Origin of the sequence: Archangium violaceum Cb vi76 (genome assembly GCF_000733295.1) — a bacterium.
GTDB classification, from domain to species: Bacteria; Myxococcota; Myxococcia; order Myxococcales; family Myxococcaceae; genus Archangium; species Archangium violaceum.
The window spans coordinates 165253-181494 of sequence record NZ_JPMI01000109.1; the positions used below are offsets into that span (position 1 = coordinate 165253).

General features: G+C 68.0%; 13 protein-coding genes. 8 read left to right on the forward strand and 5 right to left on the reverse strand.

From position 1 onward, the window contains the following. Nucleotides 1–13 precede the first annotated feature (13 nt). From Q664_RS17375 to Q664_RS17385, 3 genes are all read left to right on the forward strand, one after another. Entirely contained in the window at nt 14–793 is a 780-nt protein-coding gene (locus Q664_RS17375) for a M57 family metalloprotease (protein WP_043396138.1), read from the forward strand. Between the two features lie 68 nt (nt 794–861). After that, on the forward strand, nt 862–1251 hold the full coding sequence (locus tag Q664_RS17380) for a response regulator (protein ID WP_075207457.1): 390 nt from the start codon (nt 862–864) through the stop codon (nt 1249–1251). Between the two features lie 367 nt (nt 1252–1618). Beyond that, nucleotides 1619–2824, forward strand: coding sequence for a trypsin-like peptidase domain-containing protein (locus tag Q664_RS17385; protein ID WP_043396143.1), 1206 nt, complete (start codon nt 1619–1621; stop codon nt 2822–2824). A 163-nt stretch (nt 2825–2987) separates the two neighbouring features. On the opposite strand, the gene Q664_RS17390 is transcribed toward Q664_RS17385, so the two are convergent. Continuing rightward, nucleotides 2988–4007 (reverse strand): fatty acid desaturase, encoded by a 1020-nt coding sequence (locus Q664_RS17390; RefSeq protein ID WP_084610000.1) that lies wholly within the window; start codon nt 4005–4007, stop codon nt 2988–2990. A 242-nt stretch (nt 4008–4249) separates the two neighbouring features. On the opposite strand from Q664_RS17390, the gene Q664_RS17395 reads away from it, so the two are divergent. Together Q664_RS17395 and Q664_RS17400 are read left to right on the forward strand one after the other, a co-directional pair. Beyond that, entirely contained in the window at nt 4250–4678 is a 429-nt protein-coding gene (locus tag Q664_RS17395; RefSeq protein WP_043396151.1) for a hypothetical protein, read from the forward strand. Beyond that, entirely contained in the window at nt 4675–5199 is a 525-nt protein-coding gene (locus Q664_RS17400) for a hypothetical protein (RefSeq protein WP_043396154.1), read from the forward strand. Before Q664_RS17395 ends, Q664_RS17400 begins: the two co-directional genes overlap by 4 nt. 99 nt (nt 5200–5298) lie before the next feature. Here the strand turns inward: Q664_RS17400 and Q664_RS17405 are convergent, their stop codons facing one another. Beyond that, nucleotides 5299–7473, reverse strand: a complete 2175-nt coding sequence (locus Q664_RS17405; RefSeq protein ID WP_084610004.1) for a Vps62-related protein — start codon at nt 7471–7473, stop codon at nt 5299–5301. 220 nt (nt 7474–7693) lie between these two features. Here Q664_RS17405 and Q664_RS17410 point away from each other — a divergent pair, with 220 nt between their 5' ends. Both Q664_RS17410 and Q664_RS17415 read left to right on the forward strand, forming a co-directional pair. Further along, the gene (locus Q664_RS17410) at nt 7694–9304 is read left to right on the forward strand and encodes a sigma 54-interacting transcriptional regulator (RefSeq protein WP_052518259.1); all 1611 of its coding nucleotides are present in this window, start codon (nt 7694–7696) and stop codon (nt 9302–9304) included. Between the two features lie 55 nt (nt 9305–9359). Further along, nucleotides 9360–9815 carry a hypothetical protein gene (locus Q664_RS17415; protein WP_043396157.1) on the forward strand — a complete coding sequence of 152 codons (456 nt, stop codon included), beginning with the start codon at nt 9360–9362 and terminating at the stop codon, nt 9813–9815. Nucleotides 9816–9879: 64 nt separating this feature from the next. Here Q664_RS17415 and Q664_RS17420 read toward each other — a convergent pair whose 3' ends face one another. Further along, on the reverse strand, nt 9880–10284 hold the full coding sequence (locus tag Q664_RS17420) for a VOC family protein (RefSeq protein ID WP_043396160.1): 405 nt from the start codon (nt 10282–10284) through the stop codon (nt 9880–9882). A 509-nt stretch (nt 10285–10793) separates the two neighbouring features. On the opposite strand from Q664_RS17420, the gene Q664_RS62155 reads away from it, so the two are divergent. Continuing rightward, the gene (locus tag Q664_RS62155; RefSeq protein ID WP_268811399.1) at nt 10794–10922 is read left to right on the forward strand and encodes a hypothetical protein; all 129 of its coding nucleotides are present in this window, start codon (nt 10794–10796) and stop codon (nt 10920–10922) included. A gap of 165 nt (nt 10923–11087) precedes the next feature. Here the strand turns inward: Q664_RS62155 and Q664_RS17425 are convergent, their stop codons facing one another. Then, nucleotides 11088–12428, reverse strand: a complete 1341-nt coding sequence (locus tag Q664_RS17425) for a GON domain-containing protein (RefSeq protein WP_052518260.1) — start codon at nt 12426–12428, stop codon at nt 11088–11090. 181 nt (nt 12429–12609) lie between these two features. Then, nucleotides 12610–16185: a serine/threonine-protein kinase gene (locus Q664_RS17430; protein WP_043396163.1), complete on the reverse strand. Its 3576-nt coding sequence runs from the start codon at nt 16183–16185 to the stop codon at nt 12610–12612. Between the last annotated feature and the right edge of the window lie 57 nt (nt 16186–16242).

Consider the following 16242-nt stretch of genomic DNA (forward strand, 5'->3'; position numbering starts at 1 on the left):
GGGGAGTACGACCATGTTCAAGAGAGCGGCAGTGCTCGTGGTGGGCTGTGGCGCGTTGCTGGCTGGCTGCGGCGCCGACGTACAGAACGAGAACCAGGAGATCATCTCCAACCTGCTCGAGGCGGGGATTCCGGCCGACGGCGTCACGGTTGTCGATGATGCCGTGTACGTGGGGCGCGACACCCAGGTGAGCCTCGAGGCGTCCCGGGAGCTGCTCCAGCCCGGCCCGGGGAGCGCGGAGCACTACAGGAGTGGCAATATCGTCGGCACCGCCGTGACGAGGATCTGCATCAACCCCACCTCCACGTTCAACAGCTACAGCCAGCTCAGCCTGGGACTCGATCAGGCGATCGCGAACTACAATGCCCTGGCGCTCCGCATCCATTTCGCCCGGGCACCGGCCACTGGCTGCACCGCGAACATCTCCCTGCAGACCATGACCGGCTCCGGCCACTCCTCTGGGCTCCCCGCGAACGGCCTTCCCTACAACACCATCAAGATCGGCACCGGCCTGGCGAGCTATGGCGTTGACGTGCTCGAGCATGTCCTCACCCACACGATCGGCCACACGATCGGTCTCCTCCACACGGATGCCTCCAATCCGGCCATCAGCTGCGGCCTCGGCGGTAGCGGATACATGGACTACGCGAGCGGCGGTGTGGGCGGCATCCTCATTCCCGGGACGTCGCCCACGGCCACGGCGGGGGGGTCGCTCATGAACACCTGCATCCCGCTCACGACGGACGGTGAGTTCACCAGCTCTGATCGCACTGCGTTGAATGCCATGTACTGAGGTGGACTTCCGCGGGGTGGCGGGGGAGGACCTTCGAGAATGACGGAAGTCCATTTTGGGAGGGAGCCATGAGCGTGACTCCTCCGCCAACTTGCCGTGGTCGTGTCCTGGTGGTGGATGCACAGCGCGTCGCGCGCCTCACGATCAAGCTTCTCCTGGGCATCGAGGGCTACACCGTCGTCGAGGCCGACACCCATGACAAGGCGTTGGCGGAGCTCGCCAGGGGGGTGGATCTGATGCTGGTGCGGCTGAAGTCGATGAACGCTCTCGAACTCATCCCTCGTGCCGTTGCCGTGGCTCCGTATCTGCGAATCATCGTGATGACCCTCTGGGGGGCGGAAGAGGAGGCGAAGGCCGCCGTGCGATGCGGGGCGTGCAACGAGTACATGATGCTGCCCTTCAAAGAGGGCGAATTGATCGAGCGCGTGGAGCGCTTGATCAAACAAGTGAAACCCTAGCCTCCGCTTGCTCGCCTGACGCCCGGTGCGCTCGAGGATGCGGCCTCTGTGTTTTTCCCCCGCTGGGTTGCCCGCCGCTCCGAGCCGCGCCCTCTCCTGGACGGGGCACGGTTTGCTTTTGGGGGCTAAATCCAGTCAGTGGAGGCGGTGGGAATCGAACCCACGGCTCTCGTAGCACAAATACGCGCCCCACCTCGACCCGTGGCACAGGTGGCACGGTCTGGCCTGTGCCATGCGCGCTCCGGATCTGTGCCACCTGCTCCGTACCGCCGTGCATCCCCGCGAAATCGCTGCCGTGAGCTCCTGGTCTGGCGCTTGCTCATGTCGCTCGTGTCTCGGGAATGAACCCGAAGCAGGAGAGACCCTGATGAAGCCCACGATGTTCAAGCGGTATGGCCTGACCTTCCTCGCATCGCTCGCCCTGAGCGCGTGCGGCGCCCAGGAGCCCGAGCCCGGCGCGAGCGAGCCCGTCACCTCCACCCAGGTGCAGACGCTGGAGGTGCCCGCCGACTGGGTCGGCCACCAGCTGGGCCTGAGCGCGCCACGCCTCCGCCCGTTGGAGAAGGTCACCCGCTTCGCCCGGCCCGAGCCCGGGGAGCTGCCCTCCATCCGGAAGATCGAGCCCCAGACGGGGCTGGAGAAGCCGGGTGGTCAGATGCGCGCGATGGGTCCGGATGGAACGATCTACGAAGTGAGCGTGCCGGAGGCCGATGCCGAGAAGGTGGGGGCCGCGATGCGGGAGCGAGGCCTCAGCGGCAGCAGCCTTCCCTCGGAGCAGCCGCGCAGTGAGAGCGGGTGGTCCAATGGCATCGACAGCCGCGTGCGGTGGACCAACTCGGGCTCCGACTGGCCGCGGGACACCATTGGCGTCGTGTCGCCCAACGGTTCGAGCTGGTGCACGGGGACGTTGTTCGAGGGCCGGCTGGTGCTGACCGCGTTCCACTGCCTGTGGGATGGCTACGGCAACTGGGTGAATCCGCAGTTCCGCGCGGGACAGGACGGCACCACGCAGCCCTATGCCGCCGTCAACCACACGTGGAAGTACTGGGACCAGGGCTTCGTGGACAACGACTGCCACAAGTGGAAGACGACGGGCTACCGCCAGGTCTGCGAGCAGTATGACTGGGCGGTGCTGGTGCTCGCGAACACGCCCACCAGCTCGACGGGCGTCACCCCGGGTTACATGGGTGTCTTCTACAACGGCTCGGACAGCGGGCTCGCCGCGTACTCGACGTACCACTACGGCTACCCGGGCTGTGGCTCGGGCGGGGCTCCGTCGGGCTGCGTGGACAACTCCATGTGGGGCCAGAGCTTCACCTGCGACATCGGCTCGTTCTTCAACCCGGTGGGCGGCTGGAACCGGAACTTCTACCACGGCTGCGACATGTCCGGTGGGCACAGCGGCGGTCCGCTCTACTCGTGGAGCCCGGGCTCGAACGGGCCCTACCTCCTGGCCGTCAACATCGCCGAGTCGTGCACGGGCTCGGCCTGCAGCGGGACCACGCCGAACATCGCGTTCCGCATCGACAAGTGGCTGGGTGATCAGATGATGTACTGGCGCTCCATCTACTGAGCGTCCTCACCGCCTCCACCCGGCTGGTGCCAGGTCCTCGCGGAGTGTTCTCACTCCGTGAGGGACGCGAACCAGTCCCAGGCCCGCGCATCCGCCGGGAAGGCATTCCACCGACGACTGGCGAGCATCTCGGCATGCCAGGCCTCGAGCCCCCTCATCCGTGTCATCGGTCCTGAAGGCCACGCTGGGATGCATTGTCTCCTTCGAGCCCCATGAGCTTGGGAGTGCCGGCCGTGGCGGGTGGCCCGAACAGCGCATGGCGCAGCGCGAGCAGGTGGAACGCCAGGTACCCCGGCGAGACATGCTCCACGTCTGGCCCCAGTGCCCGGTGCAGCTCCGGCAGCCCATGGAACGCCACCGCGGGATAGGCGTGGTGCTCGGCGTGGTAGGGCATGTTCCACATCAGGAAGCGAACGAGCGCGTTCGTGCGGACGGTGCGCGTGCGCTGGAGCTGGCTGCCCTCCATGGGGAGGGCCGTGTGTTCCGTCATCACGAACAACCCCAGCAGCACATGCGCGATGGGCCACGCGAGCAGCACGTGGCCAAACCCGGGGACGAACCTGAATCCCCCGAAGAGCAGCGCGCACCAGAGCACGATGACCAGCTGGCTCTCCCACTGGATGCGCCGCCGCTGGTTGGCCCGGATGAACGGAAACACCTTCTGCCACTGAGCCGGCGTGAACAGCACCGCCGACGCCAGGGTGAACAGCGCCTTGCCCACCAACAGTGCCTGGCCCGACGCTCGCGCCAGGTAATGCCCGAGGTTTCGCGGCCACCCCACGAGGAACCCTGGCGCACCGGCGATTTCCGGATCGTGCTCCAGGGACTGCGTGGCGCGGTGGTGTTGCCAGTGGAACTCACGGAAGAAGCTGGGGGCCTGCAACATGAGGAAGGCGCTCAGCCACACGAGTCCCTCGTTCAAGGGGCCCGAGCGAAACGCGGTGCGATGCCCCGTCTCGTGCAGCGAGGGGAAGAAGGTGACCAGGAACACGCCACAGAGGAGGACGGTGCCCATCCACGCGGGATGACCCCTGGCCGCCAGCCACGCGGTGGCCACCGCCGAGCCCAGGAACAATGGCACCTGGACCGCCACACGTGCCCACGCTGGCGCGTCGCGGCGCGTCATCCACCGTTGCAACTCCTGCTTCGAGACACGCGCGCTCTCACCCTGTTCCGCTTCCATCTCCGTGACGCTAGTCCAGTCAGAAGCCGCGCATCCACCCACCGTCGGTGGTGGTGGCCTGCTCGGTAGCGCCCTGGCGTAACGTAGGCTATGGCCTGGAGTAGAACTCGTTCCTCAGACGGGGCTACGCATGAGCATGATTGAATACAGGGTCGGCTCAGGCGATACGTTATCCATGATCGCCCGGCGGCATGACGTCTCGGTGGACGTGCTGGCTCGGGTCAACAGCCTGAGCGATATCCGTGAAGGATCACCTGTTCCACCGCTTGCATGATCTGCCGGTCGGACCCAACAAGACCATCAAGGCCAACTTCTCGCCGGACCCCGATATCGCCGATCTCTGGACCAAGGCAATGAAAGGCAAGCTTCCCGTGGACGAGGCGAAGCGCTTCCTGCGGCTGATGGCGCACGAATATGTGGAAAGCCACCTGATGGACAAGGGATTGCCGTACCGGTCGTCTCATCCGGACGCCTACAAGCTCGGCTACAATATGCCCACGCCCAAGCACCATGGTGCGCATGACCTCTCGCCGCTCGTCGACGCGGCCCGGGAGCCCTTCGGACATTGGGAGAAGATGCTGGGGAAGAAGCCACCCAAGTTCGAGTTCGCCTCGGACCTGTCCAACCTGGACGAGTTGGTGGAACTCATCTGGAAGGGAGTCAAGAAATGACCGCTCACGTCTCTGCTGTCGCCAAGCGCATCAAGGCCATCAACTGGAGTGGCTCGTTCGACAGGACTCCCTCGTGCGTGGCCCTGCTGCGTGAGTACCTGCGCCGCGCCTCCTGGTGGGCCGAGGCCGTGAAGTCCTCGGAGTGGCCCTTCTTCGACATCGCCGCCGCGGTCAATCCGGCAGTGCGAGCCGATCCGGGCCAGATTCAAGCCATCGAGGACCACCTCTCCCAGAAGTTGCAAGGCGTGTTGGTGGTGCGCACCTGCGTGCGGGCGCTGCACTTCGCCGCGCTGGAGGATGCGGGTGCAAAGCTGCCGCGAGTGCCCGCTTCGGTGGTGCGGCCGTTTGAGCCGCTGCTGATGATGTTCGAGCGTGGCGGTGGTTTTCGGCTCGGCGGAAGTGGGCTCATCGAGGTCGACACCGCGGGTGTTCCGAAGGGCACCGCCAGTTCCCATCACACGGACAAGACCGTCGTGGCGCTGGAGCCAGCCGCGCTGGATGCCTTGGACGCCGGAGCCTGAGATGCCGCGTTGGAGGCTTGTTCCGCCTCCAAGGCCCCCGCGTGCCAGTCCATCGCACGCGGGGGCCTCTCGTGTCTCAACGCGCGTCGCGCTTCCGTCTCATTCCAGGTTCAGGTTCTCGGGGTTGGAGGCGCCCTTGTCCATGATGCCGGTGGGTCCGTCGTTGAGCACGCACTCCCCGCTCACATCCTCGGCGATGCCGCAGCCGGACTTCGGGTTGCCCCAGCGGCTGGTGAGGTTGAGCCACGACAGGCTTCCACCATACGTGCCCGGAGACTGCCGGAAGAAGGGCACGGTGCTGTTCCAGCTGTACCAGGGAATGCCGCGGCCCGTGTCATCGGCGAGGAAGTCCCCGTTGGGGAGGTTCTTGTAGATGTGCCGGGCCGCATCCGGGTAGAGGCCGTGCGAGCCCAGGGCCGCGTACACCTCCGCGTGGAAGCCCGCCGTCACGGCCACGTTCTTGTCGCCGTAGGTGAACGTCTGTCCCCCCGAGTGCTGGCTCAGGAACATCTGGGACGGCCGGCCATCCACGAAGCGCACCGTGAAGTGCTCCCAGTCGCCCACGTGGTTGCCGAAGGTGGAGTAGCCGCCCACGCAGCCCCACGGCGAGTACCAGCCGATGCAGACGCGCTTGCCGTTGTTGTACGGGTAGAAGGTCCAGTAGACGATGTCCGTGATGTTGGTCGGCTGGCCACCCTGGGTGCGGTTGACGATCTCCGCGTAGATGGGCACCGCGCCCGGCCGCTGGCCATCGAGGAACTGGGGATCCGTGCAGGAGTCACACCCCAGGGCCTGGTTGGTCACCATGTACCCACCGGACTCGTGCACGTTGGGCAGGAAGAACTCGACCGAGGACGGGAAGTAGGACTCCTCGCCATGCATCCACACCAGCGGCGCGTACCAGGCGGCCGTCACGCCATCCACGGGCACGCCCTTCATCTCCGGGTTGGCGAGGGCGCTCTTGTTGAGGACCCAGTAGCGGTTGCCTCCGGTGTCCGAGTGGCTGGGCCGGGCGATGAAGGTGGACAGCGCCAGGCCGCGATGATCCCGGGGCTCCACCTGCCAGATGCCCACGTCGTAGTCCGCGCCCGAGCCCGCGTCATTCCACAACCCGGCGGGATTGGCCGGGAGCACGTACTCCGTGCGCACGCAGCGGATGAGGTCGGTCGAGGGCTTGTTGTAACCGAGCACCGTGACGGAGCCCAGGCAGGTGTAGCCCGCGGCGGGCACGGGCTCCCACATGGAGACGTCATGCGTGCCGCCCGAGCCCCAGTCGCTCCACACCCAGGCGTAGTCGACGGGCCGCGCCAGCACATCTCCCTCGCCGGAGGCCACGAAGCTCGTCCGGGGCGCAGAGCCATGGAAGGGCTGGGCCACATCACCCAGCGAGTAGTAACCGGGGTACTGGCCGAGGTTGGCGCGCCAGACGGCCACGTCGTTGTCGGACCCCGTGTCGTGATCGTCGTAGATCCAGTTGAACGAGGTGGCCGCCTGGACGTAGAGCCGCTGGGGGTAACGGATGACCGCCTTGTCCGCCTTCAGCGTGAACTCCCCGCTCTCCGAGCCGTAGAAGGTCGCCGCGACGAGCTTGTAGGTGCCCGGCGACAGGACATAGGACAGGCGCGAGGTGAGGTTGCCGCCGCTGTCATCGTCCTGGGCGAGGACGTTGCCGTTGGCATCCAGCAGGTAGAGGTACGTGTCGAGCGGCGCGGTGAGATGGAACGTCACCGTGCTGGCCGGTCCGGTGTAGTCCACGATGAACTGCCGGTTGGCCGTGCTGGCCGGGTTCCTTCCGCCCGCGCCGTTCCAATGGCCATACAGGGTGTTGCCCTGCGGCGCGGAGGGCGACTCCACCACCACGCTCGAGGCCAGGTCATTGAAGTCGTCTCCCACCCAGGTCGTATCCGCGGTGAAGACCTTGGACCTGCCATTGAAGCCGCCATGCTCGTAGAGCGTGACGCTCCAGCCGCTCGGCACCTGGAGCGAGCTGACCGAGTCGTTGCCCACGGTGGTCAGTTGGCTCACGTCATAGCGGCCGGGCTGGAGTGACTGGACGCGGCCTCCGTAGCTCCCATGCTCGAAGAGGAGCACCGTGGTGGCGAGGGCCTGGGCACTCGAGCCGGGCGCCGCCTCCTGCTCGAGGGGGAGTTCTTCTCCCGGGCCGCAGCCCACGCTCGTCAGGAGCGCGGTGCCCAGCAGGGCTGCCCGCCAGTGACGGCGCCTCGAGGTCAGGGGGACGGAAGCGGCGGGGCCGCGGAGAGGGTTCTTCTTCATGGTGCGACCTTCCTGTTTTACTGGAAGTAACGGTTATACTCCGGATTCGGGCCTCCCCTGAGCAGGCTTCGTGCCAACACCAGCCGGGGGCGCTTCCGAGGAGAACCCCTCCGGAGAAGGCCTCGGAGGCCACGGAGCGCCTGTCGGCGACACGGAGCGTTTTTCGGCGACGTGTCGCCATGGGATGGGCCAAGGAAGGGAGGTGCTACAGTCGCGGGCGATGTCCCGCTCCGAGTCTCGCGAGTCCCAGCCCCCCCCGCAGATCGCCGAGGTATCCACGGCCATTGGCCACGAGCAGCGCGCCGTGGCATCCGCCGACCAGGTGGTGCCGGTGCTGACCGTCTTCTCCCATCCCATGGCCACCCGGGCCGGAGAGCGGCTCCTGTTGGAGGGGCTCACCGCCGGCCGGGAGGTGTCCCTGTCTCGCAACGGCCCGAACTTCACCCGGCCTGGAGAGACCTTCGGGCAGCCCCTGGCGGATCCCTTCGTGAGCAGGAATCCCCTCGTGTTCTCACCGGGCGAAGGAGGGCGGCTCCGGCTGCGCGTGGGCGAAGGTGGAACCCGGGTGGTGGTGGACGGTCAGCCCGTGACGAGCCGTGAGTTCTCGCCGGAGGAGCTGGCGGCGGGCGTGCCGTTGGAGCTCTCGGGCCGGGTGGTGTTGCTGCTGCACCAGGACTCGGGTGGGGCGCGGGCGCCCGGGGACCCGCTGGGCATGGTGGGCGAGAGCCCGGGCATCCGGCGCGTGCGCGAGCACATCCAACGCATCGCCGACCTCCATGTCCCGGTGCTGGTCCGGGGAGAGACCGGGACGGGCAAGGAATTGGTGGCCCGGGCCATCCACCAGCACAGCCCGCGCAAGGGGCGCCCCTTCCTCAGCGTGAACCTGGGCTCCATCCCCAAGGAGCTGGCGGCCGCCGAGCTGTTCGGCGCGAAGAAGGGCGCCTATTCGGGCGCCACGCAGGAGCGCGAGGGCTTCTTCCGGGCGGCGCAGGGGGGCACCCTGTTCCTCGACGAGGTGGGCGAGGCGCCCCCGGAGGTGCAGGTGATGCTGCTCCGGGTGCTGGAGACCGGCGAGCTGTACCCGGTGGGTGGGCATACCCCCCTCAAGACGGATGTCCGGCTGATCGCCGCGACGGATGCCAACCTGGAGGAGCACATCCGCGAGGGGCGCTTCAAGGCGCCGCTGCTGCACCGGCTGGCGGGGTATGAGATCCGGCTGCCGCCCCTGCGCGAGCGCCGCGAGGATCTCGGGATGCTGTTCCAGCACTTCGCCCGGGAGGAGCTGGAGGCCATTGGCGACGCCCACCGCCTGACGCCACGAGATCCATACGCCGAGCCGTGGTTGCCGGCGCCGCTCGCGGTGCGCCTGCTGCGCTACGCTTGGCCCGGCAACATCCGGCAGTTGCGCAACATCACCCGGCAACTGGTGATTGGCAGCCGGGGGCAGTCCGTCCTCCAACTGGACTCGCGGCTCGCCGAGGAGCTGGAGGCCGCGGGGCCCACTCCGAAGCCAGCACCCGCGCCCGCGGCGGTGGCTCGCCGCAAGTCCACCGAGGTCACCGGCGAGGAGTTGCTCTCGGCGCTCCGGCAGCACGCCTGGGATCTCAAGATGGCGGCGGACACGCTCGGGATTCCGCGCTCCTCCATCTACGATCTCATCGACAAGCACCCGAACATCCGCCGGGCGGGGACCCTGAGCGCGGAGGAGATCTCCGCCTGCCATCGGGAGTGTGGCGGTGACCTGGACGCGATGGTCCAGCGCCTGGAGGTCTCCAAGAAGGCGCTCAACCGGCGCCTCAAGGAACTGGGCCTGAGCGCCCGGAGCTCCTGAGTCGCGGCATACCGGCTGCAAGGGTTTGGCTCGTGGAGCCGAAAGGAGCAGCACCGTGGCGAAGCATCAACTGATCATCTCCAAGAAAATCAACGGCAACTTCCCGGTTCGTTCCGAGGAAGAGCGGTTCAATGCCATCCGCACGCTGGTGGTGAACTGGAAGGGAACGTGGGAGCCAAGGGAGCGGCCCGACCTGTTCCTGGTGGTGGCTCCGGGGGATGAGCTGGAAGTCGTGCTGGCGGACGAGCAGCACGAGGGCGGCAGCTTCTGGCTCTTCAACCGGGAGAGCCCCTCGCGCCCCTTGCTCGTGCCGTTGCCGGAAGGCCAGCGTCTTGACGGTGTGGAGCGCGTGGACCTCCAGAAGGGGAGCGTGATCCTCACGGTGGATCCCACCATCGCCAAGGACGCGGGAGAGTCCCGGTACAATCTGCGCGTCAGTGTGTTGGGAATGCCGCCAGCGCCCTTCGTCGGGCAGGGACAGGCCGGCACCCTGATTGCTTCCAAGCCCTGAGGAAGCCTCGTCGCCGTCTTCGGTGGAGCGCGGGTGGGCCTCCGTGGCCCGCCCCGCTGAAGGTCTACTGACCGCCCTCGGTGCTGATGAGGTTCAAGATGTTTCCGTCCGGATCCTTGAACCAGGCGACCTTCATCCCGGACGAGGCGTGGATGTCACCTTCCAGCCGCGTGCCGGGCATGTCGTAGTGCTCGAAGGTGACGCCCCTGGACCGGAGCACCTTCACCACTTCCTCGATATTGCCCACCGTCCAGGTGACCGCCGTGGCCTGGTTGGTGCCCGCGTAGTCCGAGCGGTAGACGTTCACGGTCGAGTTTCCGCTCCGGTACACGACCACCTCGCCGCCCTCTTCGTGGACGGGCTTCAACCCGAGCGTCTCCTCGTAGAACTTCCTCGCCCTGCGGAGATCCTTCACCGCGAGGTTGGCGACCGCGTCTCGCGCGGCGAGCGGCTCGTATGTCTGTTCCATGATGTCCTCCCCAGACCCGTCATGATTGGCACGGGTAGCGCGACAGGGAGGTGTCCGTCGAGCGTGCGAGGTGTTGGCCGCTGGCCTGGTGCCATCACACCTTCCAACTTTTCCACTCCTCTCTCGTGCATGCAGTGAGGAATCAGTGCCCGCGGGATGAGGATGATCACCCCGCGAGGAATCATCGGCATGGCACGTGGGAATATTCCCACGAAGTCGGTCGACGGAAATTCCTCGCAGTCTGTTGCCATGCCCTACACGACCGTTTCTGGCTCGCTACTGGCGTTGCTGGCGTCCGTGTCCACCTACGGGATCGCGAGTGCCCAGCCCGCTCCCGCACCAGCGGAGGCGGCGGATCCGGTCTCGAAGGTCATGAAGGCATCCGATCCGAAAAAGGCGCTCGGACGAAGGCCTCGTTCACCCGGGCGGATGGGGAGACCAAGACCCCTGGCTGGCGCTACGACGGCGTCAAGACCAAGGGTGGGGAGGCCCACGAGGGCCAGGCCCACGTGTGGGCGAAGCATCGTTTCATCCTCGGTGCCGGTGGCATTGACATCAAGACGGATGACCGATGCCTGCGCCTCAACGGCACCGCCAATGGCAAGATCAAGGGCGAGTACAAGTGCGACGTCTGGTAGGCGTCTGGGAATGACGCCCGGGGGAGGAGGACTCCTCCCCCGGTCCAGACGGGCCTGTAGGTGGTGTCGGTGACGGGCACCGTCCCGTTGTCCAGGTACACCAGGATGCCGCGGTGGGGCTCCACGGCCCGCACACGTGGTGAGGGAGCCGGTGGCCGGGGTGCTCTACTTGTACTGAAGCTGCAACTGAGCGCCGCGACCGTTGAAGGGGTGGTCGGCGCCCTGGACGGACATCCAGCCGCACTCCCCCCAGTTCCACAAGTCCACCACCTGGTTGTCGGAGCTGTAGGTGGCCCCGCCCGAGCCGTAGTAGCCGACCGCCACGAACTCGCCGGGCGCCACCGTGAAGGAAGTGCCCCGCAGGTCGACGTTGCCCAGTCCGGGTCTGACGAAGTCGCAGTTCATCGCCGCGGCGTAGGACATGGAGGTGACGGCATCCCCGTGCCAGAGCAGGCCGGAGGAGGTGGAGAAGGTCTGGTCACCCGTGCTCACGCGCAGGGTGGAGGGGTCGATGCGGACCTTGGTGAAGAGGGTCCGCACGTCGGTGCCGCCGCCGTTGTTGTAGCCCGCGGTGTACTGGGAGAAGTTGAGCGAGGGCCCCGTCGACGGCAGCGACAGGTATTCCGCGGGAGTGCCCGCCATGTTCTGGCACCACGCCGCCCAGGGCTTGGCGGCATCGCCGTTGACGTACAGCACGTACTCACCATCCGCCGCGGAGGGGAGGGCGGTCTTGATGTCCTGGCAGCTCGCCGGGGTGCTCTGCCTGTACTGGAGCTGGAACTGAGCGCTGCGGCCGTTGAAGGGGTGGTCGGCGCCCTGCACCGACATCCAGCCGCAATCCCCCCGGCCCCAGAGGTCCACCACCTGGTTGTCCGAGCTGTAGGTGGCCGCGCCGGAGGGGTAGGAGCCGACGGCCACGAACTGGCCGGGAGCGGCGGCGAAGGGAGTGCCCCGCAGGTCGACGTTGCCCACACCGGGGTTGCCGAAGTCGCAATTCATGGCCGCGGCATAGGACATGGAGGTGACGGCATCTCCGTGCCAGAGCAGACCGGAGGAGGTGGAGAAGGTGAGGTCGCCGGTGCTCACGCGCAGGGTGGAGGGGTCGATGCGAACCTTGGAGAAGAGGGTCCGCACGTTGGTGCCGCCGCCGTTGTTCACGCCCGCGGTGTACTGGGAGAAGTTGAGCGAGGGGCCCGTCGACGGCAGCGACAGGTACTCCGCGGGAGTGCCCGCCATGTTCTGGCACCAGGCCGTCCAGGGCTTTGCCCTATCGCCACCGTGGAACAGCACGTACGGGCCATCCGCCGCGGCGGGGTTGGCGGTCTTGATGTCCTGGCAGCTCGCCGGGCCAGTCGTGAGCGCGGCCCGCGCCTCGCCCAACTCCGTGGGGGCCAGTGGGTCGACCCCCTTGGCATCGGGGCTGTCCGGGGCATCCATCCCGCAGGCGGGGAGGACGGCGAGGCTGGCGGCGAACATCAGCTTCTTCCAACGAGGGGTGTGCATCATGGGGGTTCTCCGGGGTTCGAGGTGTCTTCCGCGAACTCGGAGAATCCTTGAGCACGTGTCGTGCCAGCCGCCGATGGGGGGCTCTTCAGAGGAGAGTCCCCACGGGGAAGGGTCTGGGAGGGGGTGGAGAGGCTGTCGGCGACATGTCGCCGACAATCGCGAAACGTCGCGGCCCCGGGGCTTAGGGGCCGCTGGACTGGAGGCGCTGGAGGGCGCTTCCCCATTCCCGTTGGAAGCCTGGGTTGGTGGAGAGCGCGCTGGAGAGGTCCTCCCGAGCCTGTTCGCGCCACTGCTGCCGCTGTCCGGAGGGGGCGGAGGGGAGCGACGCCTGGAGCGCCAACAGACTGCCTCGCAGGAGCCGGGCGTCCGGCCATCCGGGACGGACCGCGAGGAGCTGCTGGGCCAGCTCCAGCCCTCGTTGGAGCGAGGGGCCCGGATCCTGTCCGGTCTGCGTCGAACGGGTGGCCGAGCGGCGAAGGAAATGCCCGAAGCCGATGCGGAACTCCTGCCGCTCCGGAGCCAGCTCCAGCCCCTTCTGGAACGCCTGGAGTGCTTCCTCGGAGTCCTGGGGGCGCCCTCCGGGGGTGAGCGCCCGGGCCCCCAGCGCCTCTCCCAGGTAGTACCAGGCTTCCGCGTAGGACGGATTGAGCGCCAGGGCCTGCCGCAGCGCCGCCTCGGCCCGTGAGCTGCTGGGGCGGGGATCCTTCCCGTGCTCCAGCTCGAACGTGGCCAGGATGGCGTGGACCATGCCGCGGTTGGCGATGGCTCCCGCGTTCTGGGGAAGCCACTGGAGCGCCTGCCGCAGGGCCTCGTCGGCCTCGCGCACGCTCGGGCCGGGATCCTCTCCCCGGGCGCGTTGGTACAGGGCTCGATGGGCGAGCACCTCGCTGAGGTTGATGTGCCCGAAGCCCCCCTTCGGCGCGAGGGCCACGGACTGCTCGCAGGCCGCCCGGGCCTGGTCCAGCGCGGGGAACGGATCCCCTCCGCGGTCCCAGCGTGCCTGGGCCTGCTGGATCAGCGTCAGGCACAGCCCGTTGTGGAGCTGGGGAATGCCGGGGCCGAGCTCGATTCCCTCGCGGTACATCTCCGCGGAGCGCTCCAGCGAGGGGCCGGGCTCACCTCCCGTACCGCGCAGCCGCTGGGCCACGAGCGCGTGCGCCAGCCCCGCGTAGAAATAGGGCACCACGTGACCGGGGTTGAGGCTCCGGGCCTTGTCCAGGGCCGCCACCGCCTCGGTGAGGTCCGCGTCCGGAGCCGGGGCCCGGGAATGGGTGGCGCGGGTGTAGTAGCCGATGCCCAGGTTGATCCACCCCTCCGGTGTCCGGGCGTCGCGCTGGATGGCGGCGAGATAGGACTCGATCGACTTGCCGTAGGCGGGCAGCGGATCCGCGCCGACCTGTTCCTCGTAATCGGCCCATGTCTTGTAGACCATGCCCAGGTTGAGGAGGAAATCCTGGTCCCGCTCCTCCGGGGCGATGCCCTCGAAGCTCTCGACGGCCGCGCGCAATTGCTCGCGCGGATCCAGCGAGTGGCTCTGGCGGGTGTAGCCCCAGATCAACCAGGCCTGTCCCAACTCCAGCCGGGCCTTCGAGCTCGAGGGGGCGAACTCCAGCGCCTTGCGCGCGGCGGTCACGGCCTTCTCCGGCAACGTCTCGGAGTAATCGCCCAGGTTGCGTTGGTGCTCGGCGAGCCGCCGGTGGAGCCGGGACTCCAGCACGAGCGCGTCCGGATGCTCCGGCAGGGCCGTGAGCGCGCGGGAGACGGCCTGGAGCGCCTGGGTGTAGCGGGGAGTGACATCGCCCTTGCCGTAGAGCTCCAGGACGAGCGCGCCGTACTCCAGCGCTCCCTGGGCCGTGTGGATGGAGGCCACGCTCTCGCCGATCGCCGCCGCCTTGGCGTAGGCCTCGCGGCCCGCCTCGAAGTCCGCCAGCGCGCCCGGGTGCTGGCCCTGGTTCCACTGCCGCATGGCGCGGGCCTGGAGGATGTCTCCGCGCAGCTTGGGTGCCTCATGGAACCAGGAGAGCCCGGTGCCGATGTCGTCCAACTGGGAGAGGGCCTCGTCCCACCGGTTCTCGTAGAAGGCGAGCAGCGCCGCCACGTACGCGGCGGAGGGAACCTCGGCGCCTTCACTCTGGCGGAGCCAGGCCAGCGCCGGCTCCCGGTAACGGCTTTCGATCTCTCGCTTGCGAGCCTCGCGCCGCTCGGGGTCGCGGAGGCGCTCGGCCTCCAGCAGTTGCTCCTGGTATTGGTGTCCGGTCACCAGGGCGAGCGCGTAGGCCACCCGGGGCTCTCGGAAGCCGTGCCTCCAGGCGGCTTCGAGCGATTCGCGGGCCCGGGCCTCGTCCCCGAGCGCGAGGTGGCCACGACCCAGTGCGTAATGACCGGGCCCCAGGGCCTGCTCGCCCGCGTCCTGGATCTCCGCCTCGAGTGCCGCCATGCGCGCGCGGATGACGCTCCGGTCCGCGCGTGTGTCGTGCAGGTGGGAGAGGTCCGAGTAGCGCGCCAGCGCCTCGATGCGCTCCACGGATTCGGTGAACCGCCGGGCCAGGCGCTCGCGCACGGTGGCCTCCCGGCGGGCCAGCCCCGCTTGACCCAGGGCCAGGAGCACGAGCACGGCGGCCACCGTGGCCACGGACGCCACGAGCCGGTGCTTGCGCAGCTTCTTGCGCAGGCGGTACCAGGGCCTGTTGGAGCGGGCGCGTACCGGTTCGCCCGAGAGGAAACGGTCGAGCTCCTCGGCCAGTGCGCGTGCCGAGTCGTACCGGGCCGAGCGCTCCTTCTCCAGACACTTGAGGGTGATGGCCTCGAGGTCCGCGGGGATGTCCGGATCCACCGCGCGCGGCGGGCGTGGCTCCATGTGGAGGACGTTGTTGAGCACCTCCAGCCCGTTGCCGCCGGGAATGGGAGGGTGGCCCGTCAACACGCTGTAGAGGGTGGCGCCCAGGCTGTAGACGTCCGCGCGGCGATCCAGGCTGGAGATCTCCCCGCGGGCCTGCTCGGGAGACATGTACTGGGGCGTGCCCATCACCGCGCCGGTGACGGTGGCCCCATCGTTCCAGTCTCGTGCCAGCCCGAAGTCCATCACGTAGGGGCGCAGCGTCCCGTCCTCCGCGCGCTCCACCATGATGTTGGAGGGCTTGAGGTCTCGGTGGATGAGGCCCACGCGGTGCGCCTCGTTCACGCCCTCGGCGGCCTCCCGGAGCACCAGCACCTTCTGTTCCACGGACAGCTCGCGGGCGAGCGCGCTCAGCGTCCGCCCCTCGATGAACTGCATGGCGATGTAGACGCGCCCCTGGACCTCGCCCACCTCGTAGACCTTGCACACCCGCTCGTGGTTCACCCGCGCCTGGGCCCTGGCCTCGGAGAGGAAGCGCTGGACGAGCCCGGGCTCCTCGCCCCGGACGAACTTCAAGGCCACGTGGCGGTTCAGCCGCGGATCATGCGCGAGGAAGACCCGTCCCATTCCGCCCTCGCCGAGGAAGCGCACGCACTGGTAGCGCTCCCAACCGCTGACGGGGAAGGCCGGGACCTCGGGGGCGTTCTCGTCTCGAGCGGTGGCCACCTGGGGTGTGGCGGCCCGGACCTGGGCCATCATCGAGATGAGCGTCCCCTCGGACAAACGGCCCCGCTCCCGCAGCAGAGCCAGGGGACTGCGCTCCAGGCGCCGGGCCTCCTCGCGCAGGGGGTCCACCTCCTGCTCGGAGACGAGACCCTCGGCCAGGGCTGCCCTCAACTCGACTTCGAAATCCGGATGCATGGGGGAAACGCTCCTCGGGGCGCCCATCCTACCGGCTTCAGATGGCCGGGGAGTGGA

Excerpts from the sequence above, each read along its gene's own strand:
- Q664_RS17425 (WP_052518260.1), bottom strand. The coding sequence starts at position 12,428 with ATGATGCACACCCCTCGTTGGAAGAAGCTGATGTTCGCCGCCAGCCTC.
- Q664_RS17390 (WP_084610000.1), bottom strand. The coding sequence starts at position 4,007 with ATGGAAGCGGAACAGGGTGAGAGCGCGCGTGTCTCGAAGCAGGAGTTG.
- Q664_RS17380 (WP_075207457.1), top strand. The coding sequence starts at position 862 with ATGAGCGTGACTCCTCCGCCAACTTGCCGTGGTCGTGTCCTGGTGGTG.
- Q664_RS17410 (WP_052518259.1), top strand. The coding sequence starts at position 7,694 with ATGTCCCGCTCCGAGTCTCGCGAGTCCCAGCCCCCCCCGCAGATCGCC.
- Q664_RS17420 (WP_043396160.1), bottom strand. The coding sequence starts at position 10,284 with ATGGAACAGACATACGAGCCGCTCGCCGCGCGAGACGCGGTCGCCAAC.
- Q664_RS17430 (WP_043396163.1), bottom strand. The coding sequence starts at position 16,185 with ATGCATCCGGATTTCGAAGTCGAGTTGAGGGCAGCCCTGGCCGAGGGT.
- Q664_RS17400 (WP_043396154.1), top strand. The coding sequence starts at position 4,675 with ATGACCGCTCACGTCTCTGCTGTCGCCAAGCGCATCAAGGCCATCAAC.
- Q664_RS17375 (WP_043396138.1), top strand. The coding sequence starts at position 14 with ATGTTCAAGAGAGCGGCAGTGCTCGTGGTGGGCTGTGGCGCGTTGCTG.
- Q664_RS17385 (WP_043396143.1), top strand. The coding sequence starts at position 1,619 with ATGAAGCCCACGATGTTCAAGCGGTATGGCCTGACCTTCCTCGCATCG.
- Q664_RS17405 (WP_084610004.1), bottom strand. The coding sequence starts at position 7,473 with ATGAAGAAGAACCCTCTCCGCGGCCCCGCCGCTTCCGTCCCCCTGACC.